General features: G+C 61.1%; 13 protein-coding genes and 1 pseudogene. 5 read left to right on the top strand and 9 right to left on the bottom strand.

Translation table 11 applies throughout. The annotated features are described in order from the left end of the window. The 5 genes and pseudogenes from AOA60_RS33900 to AOA60_RS11760 all read right to left on the bottom strand — a co-directional run. Positions 1-143 (bottom strand): annotated as a pseudogene (locus AOA60_RS33900) (arabinose ABC transporter substrate-binding protein); the annotation flags it as partial. 38 nt (positions 144-181) lie between these two features. Further along, entirely contained in the window at positions 182-1,045 is an 864-nt protein-coding gene (locus tag AOA60_RS11775) for an SMP-30/gluconolactonase/LRE family protein (protein ID WP_099584593.1), read from the bottom strand. A gap of 16 nt (positions 1,046-1,061) precedes the next feature. Further along, on the bottom strand, positions 1,062-2,642 hold the full coding sequence (locus tag AOA60_RS11770) for an aldehyde dehydrogenase (NADP(+)) (RefSeq protein WP_099584592.1): 1,581 nt from the start codon (positions 2,640-2,642) through the stop codon (positions 1,062-1,064). A 10-nt stretch (positions 2,643-2,652) separates the two neighbouring features. Beyond that, positions 2,653-3,642, bottom strand: a complete 990-nt coding sequence (gene araD1 / locus AOA60_RS11765; RefSeq protein ID WP_099584591.1) for an AraD1 family protein — start codon at positions 3,640-3,642, stop codon at positions 2,653-2,655. A gap of 15 nt (positions 3,643-3,657) precedes the next feature. Further along, positions 3,658-4,980, bottom strand: coding sequence for an MFS transporter (locus AOA60_RS11760; protein ID WP_099584590.1), 1,323 nt, complete (start codon positions 4,978-4,980; stop codon positions 3,658-3,660). A gap of 191 nt (positions 4,981-5,171) precedes the next feature. On the opposite strand from AOA60_RS11760, the gene AOA60_RS11755 reads away from it, so the two are divergent. Then, on the top strand, positions 5,172-6,908 hold the full coding sequence (locus tag AOA60_RS11755) for an IlvD/Edd family dehydratase (RefSeq protein ID WP_099584589.1): 1,737 nt from the start codon (positions 5,172-5,174) through the stop codon (positions 6,906-6,908). A gap of 48 nt (positions 6,909-6,956) precedes the next feature. Continuing rightward, entirely contained in the window at positions 6,957-7,679 is a 723-nt protein-coding gene (locus AOA60_RS11750; protein WP_099584588.1) for a FadR/GntR family transcriptional regulator, read from the top strand. A 131-nt stretch (positions 7,680-7,810) separates the two neighbouring features. On the opposite strand, the gene AOA60_RS11745 is transcribed toward AOA60_RS11750, so the two are convergent. Both AOA60_RS11745 and AOA60_RS11740 read right to left on the bottom strand, forming a co-directional pair. Beyond that, positions 7,811-9,937, bottom strand: a complete 2,127-nt coding sequence (locus tag AOA60_RS11745) for a TonB-dependent siderophore receptor (RefSeq protein WP_099584587.1) — start codon at positions 9,935-9,937, stop codon at positions 7,811-7,813. A gap of 190 nt (positions 9,938-10,127) precedes the next feature. Beyond that, the gene (locus AOA60_RS11740) at positions 10,128-11,219 is read right to left on the bottom strand and encodes an NADH:flavin oxidoreductase/NADH oxidase (RefSeq protein ID WP_099584586.1); all 1,092 of its coding nucleotides are present in this window, start codon (positions 11,217-11,219) and stop codon (positions 10,128-10,130) included. A gap of 91 nt (positions 11,220-11,310) precedes the next feature. Here AOA60_RS11740 and AOA60_RS11735 point away from each other — a divergent pair, with 91 nt between their 5' ends. Further along, positions 11,311-11,610: a helix-turn-helix transcriptional regulator gene (locus AOA60_RS11735; RefSeq protein ID WP_099584600.1), complete on the top strand. Its 300-nt coding sequence runs from the start codon at positions 11,311-11,313 to the stop codon at positions 11,608-11,610. Here the strand turns inward: AOA60_RS11735 and AOA60_RS11730 are convergent. Both AOA60_RS11730 and AOA60_RS11725 read right to left on the bottom strand, forming a co-directional pair. Next, the gene (locus AOA60_RS11730; protein WP_178075352.1) at positions 11,597-12,625 is read right to left on the bottom strand and encodes a diguanylate cyclase; all 1,029 of its coding nucleotides are present in this window, start codon (positions 12,623-12,625) and stop codon (positions 11,597-11,599) included. The genes AOA60_RS11735 and AOA60_RS11730 overlap by 14 nt on opposite strands. Before the next feature lie 26 nt (positions 12,626-12,651). Further along, a complete protein-coding gene (locus AOA60_RS11725) occupies positions 12,652-13,488 on the bottom strand; it encodes a hypothetical protein (protein ID WP_099584584.1) in 837 nt (278 codons plus the stop codon). A gap of 257 nt (positions 13,489-13,745) precedes the next feature. On the opposite strand from AOA60_RS11725, the gene AOA60_RS11720 reads away from it, so the two are divergent. Beyond that, positions 13,746-14,636: a bestrophin family protein gene (locus AOA60_RS11720; RefSeq protein ID WP_099584583.1), complete on the top strand. Its 891-nt coding sequence runs from the start codon at positions 13,746-13,748 to the stop codon at positions 14,634-14,636. A 143-nt stretch (positions 14,637-14,779) separates the two neighbouring features. Continuing rightward, the gene (locus AOA60_RS11715) at positions 14,780-16,723 is read left to right on the top strand and encodes a methyl-accepting chemotaxis protein (RefSeq protein WP_099584582.1); all 1,944 of its coding nucleotides are present in this window, start codon (positions 14,780-14,782) and stop codon (positions 16,721-16,723) included. Positions 16,724-16,792 lie beyond the last annotated feature (69 nt).

The raw sequence follows: 16,792 nt of genomic DNA, 5'->3' as shown, positions 1-16,792 counted from the left end.
TCGGCGAAGGCCCATTCGGTCTGGAACCAGGGTTCTTCGGCTTGTTTGACCAGGAAGCCGATCTTTACTTCTTCGGCTGAGGCGATGCTGCTGAGGCTGCTTAACGCAACGGCGGCGGCAAGGACGCGTAGGACTTTTTTCATGAACGACACCTCTTGTTGTTGTTTTTGAGTCTTGGGGTTTAACCGGCAAAGCGATGGCAAGGTTTGCCAGGAATATCCACTTCAATAGCCAGCACCGCACCGTCCAGGGGGTGATCCAATGGACTGGCGGCACTGGTGATGTACAGCGTGGTGAGGTCGGGCCCACCGAATACGCAACTGGTGGGCCGGCTGACGGGCAGTTCGATGATGCAATCCACCTCGCCATCGGGCGTCAGACGCAACAGACAACTGCCGTCCCAGCGGGCATTCCAGACATAGCCTTCGGCATCCATCGCCGAGCCATCCGGACCGCCCCGTGTGTGCGGGCCGAACCAGACCTGTGCCGGTTCGAGTTGGCCGTCGGGCTGGATCGCATAGTGGTACAACGTTCCATCCATGCTGTCGCCAAAGTGCACCCGGCTGCCCTCCTCGTTCCAGAGCAAGGTGTTGGGAATGCCCAGGCCGCTCAGCAACGGCGTGACCTGCCCATCGGCGTCGATGCGATACAGGCCACCGGAACGCCGTGTGATCGGCAGGTCTTCGCCGTGTTCGCCGATGTTGTTCTGCATGGTGCCCAGCCACAGCCGCCCCTGGGCATCGCAGCGCGCTTCATTGCCACGGTTGCCCGGTTGCGGGTCGGCCACGCACAGCAGGGTCAGGGCTTCGGTGACCAGGTCCAGGCGGTAGACGCCGCTGCTCAAGGTCACCAGGGCGTCGCCGCTTTCACACGGGATAAAGGCCGAGACGTGCTCGGGCAATTGCCAGATCTGCAACTGCCCGTCCATCAGGCGCAAGGCCTGTTTGCCGGCGATATTGACCCAATACAGCGCCTGGGTGGGCGCGTCCCAGAACGGGCCTTCGCCCAATTGCGCACGGTGTGCAGTGACGGCCTTACACGACATGAAACCTCCGGGTTCCTTACAGCGAATCGCGCGATGGCGTGCCATCCACCAGGCGCTGGATACGCAACGGGTTAGCGTTTTTCAACGCATCGGGCAGCAGGCTATCAGGGTAGTTCTGGAAGCACACCGGACGCAGGAAACGATCGATGGCCAAGGTGCCGACCGAGGTGCCACGGGCATCGGACGTGGCCGGGTACGGGCCGCCATGCACCATCGAATCGCAGACTTCCACGCCGGTCGGGTAGCCGTTGAGCAGGATGCGCCCGACTTTCTGTTCCAGCAGCGGCGTGAGTTCGGCGAACTGCTGAAAGTCCGCCGGCTCGCCAATGATCGTGGCGGTGAGTTGCCCGTGCAGGCCGTGCAGCGCGGCGCTGAGTTGGGCCTGGTCCGCCACTTCGATAAACACCGTGGTGGGGCCGAAAACTTCTTCTTGCAGCACGTCATCGCCATCGAGCAACAGACGCACATCGGCCTTGAACAGCTGCGGCTGCGCCTGATTGCCCGCCTGGGTGCTGCCCGCCAGATGTTGAATGCCAGGGTGCGAGAGGAGTTTTTCCAGGCCCTTGCCGTAGCTGCTCAAGGTACCGGCGTTGAGCATGGTTTGCGCCGGTTGCTCGCCGATCAAGTGCGCCACCTGCTGGGTGAACGCAGTGAATGCCGGCGAGGCAATGCCGATCACCAGGCCAGGGTTGGTGCAGAACTGGCCACAGCCCTGCACCACCGACGCGGTGAGATCACGGGCGATGGTCTCGGTCCGCGCCTGCAACGCCTGAGGCAACACGATCACCGGGTTGATGCTCGACATCTCGGCAAACACCGGGATCGGTTGCGGACGCGCCGCGGCCATATCGCAGAGGGCGCGGCCACCTTTGAGCGAGCCGGTGAAGCCCACGGCCTGGATCGCCGGGTGCTTGACCAGCGCCTCGCCGACGCCACCGCCAAAGATCATGTTGAACACACCGGCCGGCATCTCGGTCGCTTCAGCGGCGCGGATGATTGCATTGGCGACCTGTTCAGCCGTCGCCATGTGCCCGCTGTGCGCCTTGAACACCACCGGGCAACCGGCGGCCAGCGCGGCGGCGGTGTCACCGCCTGCCGTGGAGAATGCCAGGGGGAAATTGCTCGCGCCAAACACCGCTACCGGGCCGAGGCCGATGCGGTATTGACGCAGGTCCGGACGCGGCAGTGGTTGGCGATCCGGCAGGGCTTTGTCAATGCGCGCACCGTAGAAGTCGCCGCGACGCAACACGGTTGCGAACAGGCGCATCTGGCCGCTGGTACGTCCGCGCTCGCCCTTGATGCGGGCCGCAGGCAATGCGGTTTCACGGCAGACCAGCTCAACGAAGTTATCGCTCAGCGCGTCCAGCTCGTCAGCGATCGCATCCAGAAATTGTGCGCGACGTGCGGCGCTCAATGCACGGTACGCCGGGTAAGCGTGCGCGGCGGCCTGGGCGGCGGCGTCGACTTCCTGTGCGGTGGCCTGGTAGAACGCCTGGGGCAAGGCTTCGCCGGTGCTGGCGTCGACGCTTTGCAGCGTAACGCTGCCGTTGGCGCTACGCTGGCCGCCGATGAAGTTGTGGCCGAGAAACTGGGTCATGTTGCGCTCCTTAAAGGGTGATGACATTGCCGGGTTCGAACACCGCATCGACGCTGCCGACACTGTTGATCAACGGCGCGCCGAACTCAGCCTGGCTGATCTCGAACACATCCCCCGGTTGGGTACGTATACCGTCGGCGAATGACAAGGTGGCGGTGCCGAAGAAGTGAATGTGCACGTCGCCCGGCTTGAGGAACTGGCTGTACTTGAAGTGGTGGTATTCGAGGTTTTCCAGGCTGTGGCACATATTGGCCTCGCCACTGAGGAATTCGTTCCGCCAGATTTCCTCACCGTTACGCAGGATGCGGCTGGTGCCGGCCAGGTGCTGGGGCAGTTCGCCGACGCGCAGCTCCGGGCCGTAGCTGCAACTGCGCAGTTTGGAATGGGCCAGATACAGGTAGTTCTTGCGCTCCATTACGTGGTCGGAGAACTCGTTGCCGACCGCGAAGCCCAGGCGATAGGGCTTGCCGTCGTGGCCGATCACGTAGAGGCCGCCGATTTCCGGCTCCTCACCGGCATCTTCGGCAAATGGCGGCACCGGGAAGGCCTGGCCTGGGCGCACCACGATGCTGCCGTCGCCTTTGTAGAACCATTCAGGCTGCACACCCGCCTGGCCGGCGGCGGGTTTGCCGCCCTCCACGCCCCATTTGAAGATGCGCATGGTGTCGGTCAAGGCGCTGTCGTCACCGCCCTGGTGCATTTTGTCCCGCGCCGCGGCGCTGCCCAGGTGGGTCAGGCCGGTGCCGCTGATCAGCATGTGGGCCGGATCGGGGTGGTCCAGGGGCGGCAGGATTTTTTGTTCGGCCAGCAAGGCCGCGTAGTCGTGGCTGTCGCCCAGGCCGAGGCTGTCGACCTGCTGCTGCAGCTTGACGCCCGCTTCGATGGCGGCCAGCGCCAGTTCGCGCACGCTGTGGGCGCTGCGCACTTCACGCAGTTGCTTGCCTTCCACCACGCCAACGCGGCGCTCGCCATTATTGAGTTCGAACTGCACTAAACGCATGAAGGTTCTCCTAGATTAAGTACGTGTGGCGCCACGGGCGCTGGCGGCGAACTGGTCGGCGGGCAGCACATGCTTGCGCTCCAGCAGGCGATAGACCACGCCGGTCAGCAGCAGCCCGAACAGCATCACCCCGGACAGGAAGTACAAGCCCGAGGCCAGGTTGCCGGTGTATTCCTTGAGTGCGCCGATCACGAACGGGCCGATATAGCCGCCGAGGTTGCCCACCGAGTTGATCAACGCGATGCCAGCCGCCGCACTGGCGCCGGCGAAGAAGCGCCCCGGCAAGGTCCAGAACACCGCCGTGCACGAGAACATCGCAAATGCCGCCAGGCACAGCGCCGCCATTTGCAGCACCGGCACACTCAGCCAGGCGCTGCAGAACAGGCCGATGGCGCCCAGCACATAGAGCACGGCGAGGTGGCCGTAGCGGTCATTCAAGCGGTCGGAACTGCGCGGGATGATCAGCAGGCCAATGATGCCGAAGATGTACGGCACGGCCGAGATGAAGCCGGTGGTGAGGTCGCTGCCGCCGAACTGTTTGATCAGCGTCGGCAGCCACAGGCCCAGGCCGTAGATGCTCAGGGTCACCGGCAGGTAGAACAGCGCCAGCAGCAACACGCGTTTGTCCTTGAGCGCATGCAAGGGGTTGCCATGGCGGGTCTGGCCGTAGGCTTGCAGGTCTTTGTTGAGTTCGTCGGTCAACCAGGTTTTTTCGGCGTCGGTCATCCACTTGACCTGCTTGGGACCATCCGGCAGGTAACGCAGCACCGGCCAGGTCAGCAGGATCGCCGGGGTGCCGATCACGATAAACAGCCACTGCCAGCCGTGCAGGCCGAGGATGCCGTCCATGCCCAGCAAGCCGCCGGACACCGGGCCGGTGATCATCATCGCGATGGGTTGGGACAGGATGAACAGCCCGAGGATCTTGCCGCGATGGCGCACCGGGAACCACTGGGTGATGTAATACAGCACGCCTGGAAAGAACCCGGCTTCGGCCGCACCGAGCAGAAAGCGCATCACATAGAAGCTGTGCGGCCCCTGCACGAACGCCATGCCGATGGTGATGGCGCCCCAGGTGATCATGATCCGCGCGAACCAGCGCCGCGCGCCGAAGCGGTCGAGCATCAGGTTGCTGGGGATCTCGAACAGGAAGTAGCCGATGAAGAACAACCCCGCGCCCAGGCCATAGGCTGCATCACCGATACCGACGTCGGCGCCCATGTGCAACTTGGCAAAGCCCACGGCGGAGCGGTCCACGTAGGCGATCAGGTAGAGCAGGATCAGGAAGGGAATCAGTTTCAGCGTGATGCGCCGGATAAGCCGCAATTCCTCGCTCATGGGGTCGATCTCCGATTGTTGTTCTTATAGGAATCGGGGATGCCTCTCGCGGAACATCCGCCAGGGTCATACCTCAGTTAAGCCAGACTATATAGTAGGACTATTTGCAAAACAACTCTTCCAAAGCGAACATTTTGCGCTTATGTTTAGCCGCAGAGAGAACATATAGTCATACAATAAGAGAATCGATCATGTCTGATAAAAAGCCCGGCCTACGCTCCGCCCAGTGGTTTGGTACCGCCGACAAGAACGGCTTCATGTACCGCAGCTGGATGAAGAACCAGGGCATTGCCGACCATCAGTTCCATGGCAAGCCGATCATCGGTATCTGCAACACCTGGTCGGAGCTGACCCCGTGCAACGCGCACTTTCGCCAGATCGCCGAGCACGTCAAACGCGGCGTGATCGAGGCCGGCGGCTTCCCTGTGGAGTTCCCGGTGTTCTCCAACGGCGAATCCAACCTGCGCCCCACTGCCATGCTGACGCGCAACCTGGCGAGCATGGACGTGGAGGAAGCCATTCGCGGCAACCCCATCGACGGCGTGGTGCTGCTGACCGGCTGCGACAAGACCACCCCCGCCCTGCTGATGGGCGCCGCCAGTTGCGACGTGCCGGCCATCGTGGTCACCGGCGGGCCGATGCTCAATGGCAAGCACAAGGGCCAGGACATCGGCTCGGGCACCGTGGTGTGGCAGCTCAGTGAACAAGTGAAGGCCGGCACCATTACCCTGGATGATTTCCTTGCGGCCGAGGGCGGCATGTCGCGTTCGGCGGGCACCTGCAACACCATGGGCACCGCGTCGACCATGGCCTGCATGGCCGAGGCATTGGGTACCTCGCTACCGCACAACGCGGCGATTCCGGCGGTGGATGCGCGGCGTTATGTGCTGGCGCATATGTCCGGCATGCGCGCCGTAGAGATGGTGCGCGAAGACTTGAAGCTGTCGAAGATCCTCACTAAAGAGGCCTTTGAAAACGCGATCCGCGTGAACGCCGCCATCGGCGGCTCGACCAACGCCGTGATCCACCTCAAAGCCATCGCCGGGCGCATCGGCGTCGAGCTCGACCTGGACGACTGGACCCGCATGGGCCGTGGCATGCCGACCATCGTCGACCTGCAGCCGTCGGGCCGCTTCCTGATGGAAGAGTTCTACTATGCCGGTGGCCTGCCCGCCGTACTGCGTCGCCTGGGCGAAGCCAACCTGATCCCACACCCGAACGCGTTGACCGTCAACGGCAAGTCGCTCGGCGAAAACACCAAGGACTCGCCGATCTACGGCCAGGACGAAGTGATCCGCACACTGGACAACCCGATCCGCGCCGACGGCGGCATCTGCGTGCTGCGCGGCAACCTGGCGCCATTGGGGGCGGTACTCAAGCCATCGGCCGCCAGCCCGGAGCTGATGCAGCATCGCGGCCGTGCGGTGGTGTTCGAGAACTTCGACATGTACAAGGCGCGCATCAACGACCCCGAGCTGGATGTGGACGCCAACTCGATCCTGGTCATGAAAAACTGCGGGCCCAAGGGTTATCCGGGCATGGCCGAAGTCGGCAACATGGGCTTGCCGGCCAAGCTGCTGGCCCAGGGTGTGACCGATATGGTGCGTATTTCCGATGCACGCATGAGCGGCACGGCGTATGGCACGGTGGTGTTGCACGTCGCGCCGGAAGCGGCCGCGGGCGGGCCGTTGGCCACGGTGAAGGAAGGTGACTGGATCGAACTGGACTGCGCCAACGGCCGTTTGCACCTGGACATCCCCGACGCAGAGCTGGCGGCGCGCATGGCCGACCTCAAGCCACCGCAAAACCTGATCGTCGGCGGCTACCGCCAGCTGTACATCGACCATGTGTTGCAGGCGGACCAGGGCTGCGACTTTGACTTCCTGGTGGGTTGCCGTGGGGCGGAAGTCCCCCGTCATTCCCACTAATTGGGATGCTATGATGCCGCGTCTTTAAGCCAGAGCCTCCCCGTCGTTATGGATCACCAGCCGCCCAAGCCGCGCAAGAGCATGCATGCCCAGATCGTTCAGGACTTGGGCATGCACATCGTTTCCGGCCGCTTCAAGCCCGAAGAAAGACTGCCCATGGAGGCCACGCTCTGCGAGGAGTACAAGGTCAGCCGCTCGGTGCTGCGCGAGGCAACCCGGGTGCTCAGCGCCAAGGGCCTGGTGTATTCCAAGCCACGGGTGGGCGCGGTGGTGAGGCCTCGGCTGAAGTGGCACCTGCTGGACCCGGATGTGTTGTCATGGTTGATGCAGTCCACGCCCCACAGTGAATTCTTCAATACCCTGGCCGGGGTGCGGCGCATCCTCGAACCGGAAATCGCCGCCATGGCCGCCACGACGGCGACCGATGAAGACATCGCCACCATCGAAAAAGCCTACACCGGCATGGAAACCGCGAAGACCCACGAGGACCTGTTGCAGGCCGACCTGGACTTCCACCGCGCCATTGCCGACGCCACGCGCAACGACCTGCTGGCGTATATGTGCAACATGCTGTCGTTGCCGTTGCGCGAGTCGATCAATATCACCAACCGCCGCCCGGACATCCAGGGCCTGAGCCTGCCCCGGCACAAGGCGATCCTCACCGCGATCCAGAACCGTGACGCGCTGGGCGCACGGCATGCGTCGCTGGTGCAGCTGGATGACACGCGGGTGGCGTTGGATACGGTGATGAATGTGCTCACGCCGCTCTGAATTCAAGGCGTAACACAAACCCAATGTGGGGGGGGCTTGCCCCCGATGGCAATAGATCAGTCAATATTGCTGTGACTGATCCACCGCTATCGGGGGCAAGCCCCCCTCCCACATTGGAGCTGTACAGGCCGTTAGAGGGTGTAGGCGATGCCGACTTGGACTGTACGCGGGGCGCCTGGGTAGGCGTAGATGTTGCCGAACGCGCCCTCTTCATACTCGCGGTTGAACAGGTTCTTCACGTCCAGGTTCAGCCGCACCTTGTCGTTGACCTTGTAGTAGCTCAGCAGGTCGACGACGGTGTAAGCGTCCATGGAGAACGCCGTGTTGGCGGTCTGGCCAGCACGCTGGTCGACGTATTTGCCGCCAGCGCCCAGGCCCAGGCCTTTGAGGGCGCCGTCCTGGAACTCATACACGTTGAGCAGGCTGAAGCTGTTGCGGGGGATGTTCAGCAGGCGTGTGCCGGAGCGAATGGTGTTGTCCTTGGTGACTTCGGCATCCACGTAGGCGTAGCCGCCGATCACGCGCCATTCAGGGGTGAGGTTGCCGGCGACGTTGAGGTCGAAGCCTCGGCTGCGGACTTGGCCGGCTGCAACGCTGAAGGTGTTGTCCACTGGGTCGGTGGTCAGTACGTTTTTCTTCTCGATCTGGTAGATCGCCGCGTCAACACTCAACTGGCGGTCCAGGGCTTCCCACTTAATCCCCATCTCGTAGGACTTGCCCTTTTCCGGCTCGAAACCACCGCCCTCGCGCGCGGCGCCGGGGTTCGGCTTGAAGGACCGTGCGGCGTCGGCATAGACCGCCACAGTATCGGTAAGGTCGTAGATTACCCCTAGGCGTGGAGTGACGGCGTTTTCAGCGGTCTGAAACGGGTTAACCCCGGTCACATAGCTTTCGTAATCATGTTCAAACCGCTCAAACCGCGCACCCGCCAACACTTTCAAGCGCTCGGTCAGCGCCATTTGGTCCTGCACGAAGGCCGCATAGGTCTTGAGGTTTTCTTTGTCGTGGGTCGGTGTGCGCGTCAACGTTGGGCGCGGCTGGCCGTAGACGGGATCGAAGATGTCAATCGGGTAAGTGCCCGCAGCAGCGCTGGAACGCTGGATGATCGACTTGTAGTCGTAGTCCTCGTACTCAATGCCTGTGAGCAAGGTGTGCTCGAAACCACCCGTGGAGAAATGCCCGGTGAGGTTGAGCTGGTAGTCCTTGTCGGTCCATTCCAGCTTGCGGTAGTTGAAGTTGCGTTGCAGCGTGCGGCCATCGGCGCTCAGGCCGTTGGCTTCAATCGCATTGCCCTGCAAGGTGCCGTCCAGCCACTGGAACCCACCGCCCAGCGTCCAGTTTTCATTGAGCAGATGCTCGAAACGCAACTGCGCCATGCTGTTGTCGTTGTGCAATTTGCCGACGTCTTTATCACCCCAGAAAGTATCGCGAGATGCATTACCTTTTTGGGTGGGGTAACGCGTCAAACCACGATCCAACGGATGATTGTTGCGCATGAAGTCACCTTCAAAGATCACCTTCGTCTCATCGGTAGCTTGCCAGGTGATCACCGGCGTCACGCCGTAGCGTTCGGTTTCCACATGGTCACGGAAGGTGTCGCCGCCCTCGCCCACCACGTTCAGGCGATAGGCCAGGCGACCTTCTTCATCCAGCGGGCCGGAGGCGTCCAGGGTGCCGCGTTTCATGCCTTGGTCATTCAACTGGCTGCCGAGGGTCACGGTACGCTCGGGCAGCGGTTGCTTGGACACCACGTTGAAGGTGCCGCCTGGGTCGCCACGGCCGTAGAGCATGGTCGCGGGGCCGCGCAGTACTTCGAGGCGTTCGATGGTGTTGGCGTCCGGCATGTTCGGGTAGCCACGGTTGATCGGGAAACCGTTGCGGTAGAACTCGCCGGTGGTGAAGCCGCGCACGGTGAAGGTGGTCAGGCCCTGGCCGCCAAAATTGTTGGCACGGCCGACGCCGCCGGCATAGTCGAGGGCATCTTGCAGGCGGGTAGCGCCGATATCCTCGACTACATCCTTGGACACTACGCTGATGGACTGCGGGGTTTCATGAATCGAGGTGTCGGTACGCGTCGCACTGGCTGAGCGTGTGGCATGGTAGCCCTTGACCGGTCCCTGAGCGGTTTCATAGTCGGCCGTACCGGTCACATTGGTCGCTTGCAACTCCAGGCTGGTTTGCTCGGTAGGCGCGACATCCGCCCAGGTGAAGGGGGAAAACGCCTGCAACACGCAGATTGAAATCAGGGTACGACGCATGGATGTTGGACCTAGTGAATGAGCCAGATGGGACGGCAAACCTGCCAAGAATTCGCGGGGCATGCTATACCATCGCATTCTTGTTTGATATCTATTCTCATTCGTTATTTTTTGCGTATCTGCTTTGTATCAAAATCAAGATAAAGAAAAGCCACTCGATTGAGTGGCTCCCTGCACTGCGTGGCTCGCCTCAGCGATACCGCTCCAACCAATGCGCGTAAGGCGCCGGCAAGGTCCAGGAGGACTTGTCCACGCCCAGCTCCTTGGCCGCAAAGTACGCCCAATGCGGGTCGGCCAGGTGCGCACGACCCACCGAGACCAAGTCCAGATGCCCCGCCTGCAACGCGCCTTCTGCCAGTTGCGGCGTACCAAACCCCCACGCCGACGTCACCGGAATACCGGCTTCACGCCGTACGCGTTCGGCAATCGGGCCCATAAAGGCCGGGCCCCACGGGATGTTGGTGTCGGGGATGGTGAAACCGACGCTGACGCTCAGCAGGTCCAGGCCACCGGCCTTGAAGTTACGTGCCAGTTCGATGGATTCGGTGAGGGTCTGCTCGTCACGGCCGTCGTATTCGATCACGCCGAAACGCGCGGTCAATGGCAGGTTTTCCGGCCAGACTTCGCGTACGGCGGCCAGGGTTTCCAGGAGGAAGCGGCTGCGGTTGTCGAAGCTGCCACCGTAGGCGTCAGTGCGCTGGTTGGAATGCTCGGAGAAGAAGCTCTGGGCTAGGTAACCGTGGGCGAAGTGCAGTTCGATCCACTCGAAACCGGCGTCACGGGCACGGCGGGCAGCGTCGACGAAGTCCTGTTTAACCCGAGCGATGTCTTCCAGGGTCATGGCACGCGGTACGTTGGGCAGGTTCGCACCAAAAGCGATGGCCGAGGGCGCGATGGTTTCCCAGCTGCGGTCGTCGGCGGACGAAATATGGTCATCCCCTTCCCACGGACGGTTGGCGCTGGCTTTACGACCGGCATGGGCAATCTGGATGCCGGGCACCGAACCTGCGGCCTTGATGGCCTGGACCATCGGCACGAACGCCTGGGCGTGGGCATCGCTCCAGATACCGGCGCAGCCTGGTGTGATTCGGCCTTCCGGCGCAACGGCAGTGGCCTCGACCACCAGCAAACCGGCGCCGCCACGGGCCATGCCGGCCAGATGCACGTGATGCCAATCGTTGACGATGCCGTCGTCGGCCATGTATTGGCACATCGGTGGGATGGCGATGCGGTTACGCAGGGTCACGTCTTTGAGTTTGAACGGTTCGAACAGAGCGGACATGGAAAACTCCAGCAGCAAGTGAGTGATTCGATAGTTCGATGGTAATCGAACAATGGTATTCAGCGATACCCCCCTGTTATCATCCGTCCCCATGCGAGCCTTCAAACACCCTACCCTTCAAGACCTGACCTTAGAGCGTCTGCTGTACGCCTTGAGTGATCCGGTGCGCCTGGAAATTGTCCGCTACCTGGCGGGCGTGCCAGAGGCAACCTGTGGCGAACTGGACGGTGGGCGCCCCAAGTCGAGCATGTCCCACCACTTCCGGGTACTGCGCGATGCCGGCCTGGTGCACACCCGCAGCGTGGGCACGACCCATCTGAACTCGTTGCGCGCTGAAGAGCTGGAAAGCCGGTTTCCAGGATTGCTGGCCAGCGTTCTCAGCCAGCGCTGAGGCTGATTGCCTCACCGTCCAGGTACACGCGGTCTTTGCCGTTGTGCTTGGAGGCATACAGGTTGCGGTCGGCACATTTAAGTACCGCCGACATATCGGCCCCCGCCGAAAAGCGCGCCATGCCCGCGCTGCAGGTGTAGTGGTGAGGCGGGGCCACACTGCAGCGGATCGACTGCAACAGGCGTAGCGCGAAATCACTGGCGACTGAAGGGTCATCGCCCACCAATAGCACGCCGAACTCCTCGCCGCCGATCCTGCCGAAGCTATAACTGCCCGGCGTCGATTTGAGGCAACCGGCCATGGCGCAGAGGATGGTGTCGCCGACATCGTGACCGAACTGGTCGTTCTTCAACTTGAAACTGTCAATGTCCAACATCATGAAATAGCCGCTCTCGCCTGCCGCAAGCAACGCGGCGAAGCTCTCCATAAAGGCGCGTCGATTCAGGATGGAGGTCAGGTAGTCTGTTTCAGCCAGTACCCGAAACTCACTCTCGACCAGCAACACCGAACGCAGGTTTTTCAGGTAGGACACATTAAGAACGCAGCCAATCGAAACGGACGCCGCGCAAAAGATAAACAAGTAAATGTCGACGCCTTGGTAAATACCTACCGGAATATGGGGCCAGGCCATTAACCACACCACGATCGCGCACACCAGAAAGTCCTGGACCGCGATAAACAGAATTGCACTGCACGCCACCAAGATCACTGCCAGCGGCAAGGCAAACACCTGCAACTGCAGGTCGGTGCGAACAACGTAGGTAAACCCGGCCGTCAACAGCGCCATGTAGACCACCCCCAGCGCCCGCCACAAATAATAGTGAGTGACGCGTCGGTGAAGCCGATACACAACGATCAGACAGAGGGTGACAATGACGGCCTGCACGCCCAGCAGCTTCGCGTGATCAGCCATCAGCACTCCAACCCACGCAATAATCCCGATAAGCTCGGCCTGTGCGATCGCGGGTGACAATAGCCTTTGCATCCGTGGCCTGAGTTTCAAAATAGCTGGCACCCCTTCACTCCTTGCGAATAAGCAGCCTACTGACTGTCGGCCTGACTCGCTTGCAGACTCAACAAGCAAGTTGCAAACGAATACGCCATAAAGCGTCTTACCAGATAAATAAACGGTGGCAGTACCTCAAGCATGGTCTTGGAATGGATTTTGAAATACCCCCGGTCAGCACCTTCTTGAACCAGACGAATAACGTGGGTTTTAGACACCGACAACTGCTCGGCGATTGAAAGATAAGACGACGACCTGAAACTTGCGCCCTGGTTATCCAGCGAACACGCGTCGTTATAAATTGCGAGCATCAACATATGTCCTGCATCGCGGTTTACCAGCCAATAACAGTCAGGCAGTAACAGATCAATCGTCAAATTTTCATTGAGCAACGTCGAATAACCTTTGAAGTAACGGGCGAGATACGTACGGTCATCCAACTCATGCAAATGCCGAAAAACTGCTTCATCGACGTGCATCAACTCCAACGGCTCCACAACGGACGCCAGCATCAACCGGATTTCCCCACACGCCTGGGAAGACGGCCTGAACACGCGCAAGCGGCTGTCATCCGGATGCCCCGCCACCTTCATGAACCCCAGTGCCCTGAACAGCAGAAATATGGATTCGAGGCTGTTTTTCGAACAGAACCTGCGCGCAACGCAAAATTCTTTTACTTCCGACAGTAATGCCACGGGTTTGGAGAAATAGGTGCTCAATAATGTGTAGGACACCATCAAACGGTTGAACTTAAGTGCCGTCTTGTAGAAAAACGCTCTTTTTGAATAGGGTTCCAGCAACATCTTGTAATGATTGCGCACGCACGCTTCAAATTCCACATGGCGCTCCAATGCTTGCGCCGTATGTTCCATCGCCAACTTCAACGAACTGCCACACATGAGAAAGAGCCCTGATCAAACAACTTGGATTATGATCTCAATGCAGTACCGGTAATGGCGTTTTGCCTTGAACGCAATCTATCGCGATTAAGTAAAAGGACATCGTCGCTACCAAAATTGTTCCAAAATCCCGAAGTGGCTTAAGCGTTTCAGTTCCCCACCGAACCTTCCCCCCAACCCGGCGTCCGAGCTAAGGCACTGTTGCTTACCGCTCACCGCGAGGTTGTCGTTTGAAAGCCGCCATCATCAAAAAGTACCGCCTGATCATCAAGACCATGGGCTACGTAGGCTGGTCGCTGTTCTGGCTGTTGCTGTGGGATATCGCCGTCACGGTAGATTTCATGCTGTTTCTCAACGCCAAGATCAACCTGCCGCTGATGCCCCTTACCCTGCTGGGTTCGGCGCTGATTGTGCTGATCAGCTTTCGCAACAGCAGCGCCTACAACCGCTGGTGGGAGGCCCGCACGCTGTGGGGCGCGATGGTCAATAACTCGCGCAGCTTTGCGCGCCAGGTGCTGACCCTGCTGGACGACCCCGGCAGCGAAGTGAACCCGGTCAAATCCACCCTGCTGCGCCGCCATGTGGCCTACGTCAATTGCCTGGCCGCGCACCTCAAAGGCGAGCCGTGCCCGGATGAAGTCCGCGCGTTTATCCCCACCGAGGAGTTCGCCCGCAACGGCGCCACCAATAACTTTGCCAACGATATCCTCACCGGCTCAGCGGCTATCCTGGCCCGGGAGTACAAGGCCGGGCATCTGGACAGCATTCGCCTGGCACGGCTGGAGTCGACCCTGGTGGACCTGTCCAACGCCCAAGGCGGCATGGAGCGTATCGCCAACACGCCACTGCCCTACCCTTACGTGTATTTTCCACGGCTGTTTATCTCGTTGTTCTGCCTGATCGTACCGGTGGGCCTGGTTGAATCCCTGGGCTGGTTCACCCCGCTGGCGTCTACGGTGGTGGGCTTTATGCTGCTGGCCATCGAACGCATCGGCACCGATTTGCAGAGCCCGTTCCGCTCCAGCGAACACCAGATCCAGATGGAAGCCATCTGCGAAACCATCGAAAAGAACCTGCAATCGATGCGACGCGACGCCCTGGCCGACGACCAAATCGGCTGATCACCACTGCAGCCCTAAAGTGCGTGACTTCGCGGTCGATAAACCGGAGGTACGCATGGGCCACACCCCCTCATAACAACACATGCGACGTTCAGCGCTACCCACTGCCTTGCCAAAACTATAAATACTCCGCAGGTGAAGTCATGAATATCAAGCAGAAGCTGACCTGGGCGTTCGCAGCTATCGCGTGCGTCCCCGTCATCCTGGTCGCCGTGTTGGTAGTGTTGAACCTGCGCGAGGGGGCCCAGGCCAATTTCCTCGACAGCAGCGGGCGCGAGATCCGCCAGATCGACAATGGCATGAAGCAGTTTTTCGACGGCATCAGCCAGAACGTCGACTTTGTGGCCAAGGACCCGCGTGTTATCGCGGCCAAGGACCTCAAGAGCTACGCCGGCGCCGACGCCGCGCAAATCCCCCTCACACCCACGAATAAAGCACTGCTGGATATCTTCGACCAGTTCGCCAAAAGCCATCCGAGCACCGCTTACCTGTCCCTGGGCCTGAGCGACGGCGGCTACGCCAGCTGGCCGGACGACACCAAACTGAACAACTACGACCCCCGCGTGCGCCCTTGGTACAAAGCGGCCATCGCCGCGCCTGGCGCTACCGTGCGCACCGGCGCCTACTACTGGGCACCGGATGACGTAGTGCTGATCGGCACCGTGCACACCGTCGCTGACGCCACCGGCAACATCCTCGGTGTGGTCGGCCTCGACGTGTCGCTCAAGCAGCTCACCGAACTGGTGCGCAACATCAAGCTGGGCGACAGCGGCTACCTGATGCTGGTGGAAGCCAACGGCAACGTGCTGGTGGACCCCAGCGATGCCAAGCACAACTTCAAGCCCCTGGCGGACCTCGGCCCCAACTACGCGGAACTGTCCAAGCGCGGCGACGGCGTGACCCAGATCGACATCGACGGCGTGGCCTACATGGCCAACGTGGTCAGTTCCAAAGACCTGGGCTGGCGCTTTATCGGCCTGATCAAGCGCGACGAAGTGATGGCCGGCGCCACCAGCCTGACTTGGCTGATCGCCGCAATTGCCGCCGCGCTGGCGGTGGTCTTTGCGATTGTCGGCGCCAGTTTCGCCAGCGTCATCGTGCGTCCGATCCGTGGCGTGGCCGACGGCCTGCAAGAAATCGCTGAGGGGGAAGGCGACCTCACGCGCCAACTCAAAGTGCAGGGCAAGGACGAAACCGCCAGCCTGGCGGGCTGGTTCAACCAGTTCCTGAGCATGATTGCGCAACTGGTGCAGCGCATCGGTAACGCGTCATCCGACTTGCAAACCGCCGCCGCCGACACCAGTGAAGTGGCCAACAACATGAACCAGGCCGCCGGTCGCCAGCGTGAAGCCGTGGAACTGGTGAGCACTGCGTTCAACGAAATGGTCGCCACCGCCAACGAAGTGGCACGCTCTTGCAGCGCCGCAGCCACCAGTGCCGACGAAGGCTACCGCGATGTGCACACCGGCCAGCAACACATCGGCGAAGCCACCGGCAGCGTGCTCAAGCTCAGCGAAGACCTGCAGAAGTCGACCCAGACCATGCAGTTGCTGGAGCAGGACAGCCAGAACATCAACACCATCCTCGACACCATCCGTTCGATTGCCGAGCAGACCAACCTGCTGGCACTCAACGCCGCAATTGAAGCCGCACGTGCCGGTGACCAGGGCCGTGGCTTCGCCGTGGTTGCCGACGAAGTCCGCGCCCTGGCGCGTCGCACGGCTGACTCCACCGGCGAAATCGACAGCCTGCTGGGCAACCTCGCCCGCCGCACCCAGGAAGTCACGCAGCAGATGCAAGGCAGCCTGCTGGTGTCCCACACCAGCGTGGAACGCATCCAGCAAGCCCGCGACAGCTTCGACAAGATCCGTGGCTCGGTGGACTCGATCCGCGACCAGAACACCCAGATCGCCACGGCCGCCGAAGAACAGCACCAGGTGGCCGAAGAGATCAACCGACACATCGCGCAGATCCATGCCGATGCGCAGTTGGTTGAAGGCTTCGCCCATTCGGCGCAGACCGGGTCAGGTCGTTTGACGGATATTTCCGGTCAGCTCAAAGGCCTTGTGGGGCGCTTCAAGTTTTAAGCTTTCTCAGCCCGGGGTCGCTTGGGTGGGCGTGTATTGGCTACTATAGCCACGTATTACCCGCCCTTT

The sequence above is a fragment of the Pseudomonas sp. 2822-17 genome (assembly GCF_002742485.1).
GTDB classification, from domain to species: domain Bacteria; phylum Pseudomonadota; class Gammaproteobacteria; order Pseudomonadales; family Pseudomonadaceae; genus Aquipseudomonas; species Aquipseudomonas cyclaminis.
Note: the sequence above shows the minus strand (reverse complement) of the source record. Positions and strands in the feature narration are given on the sequence as shown.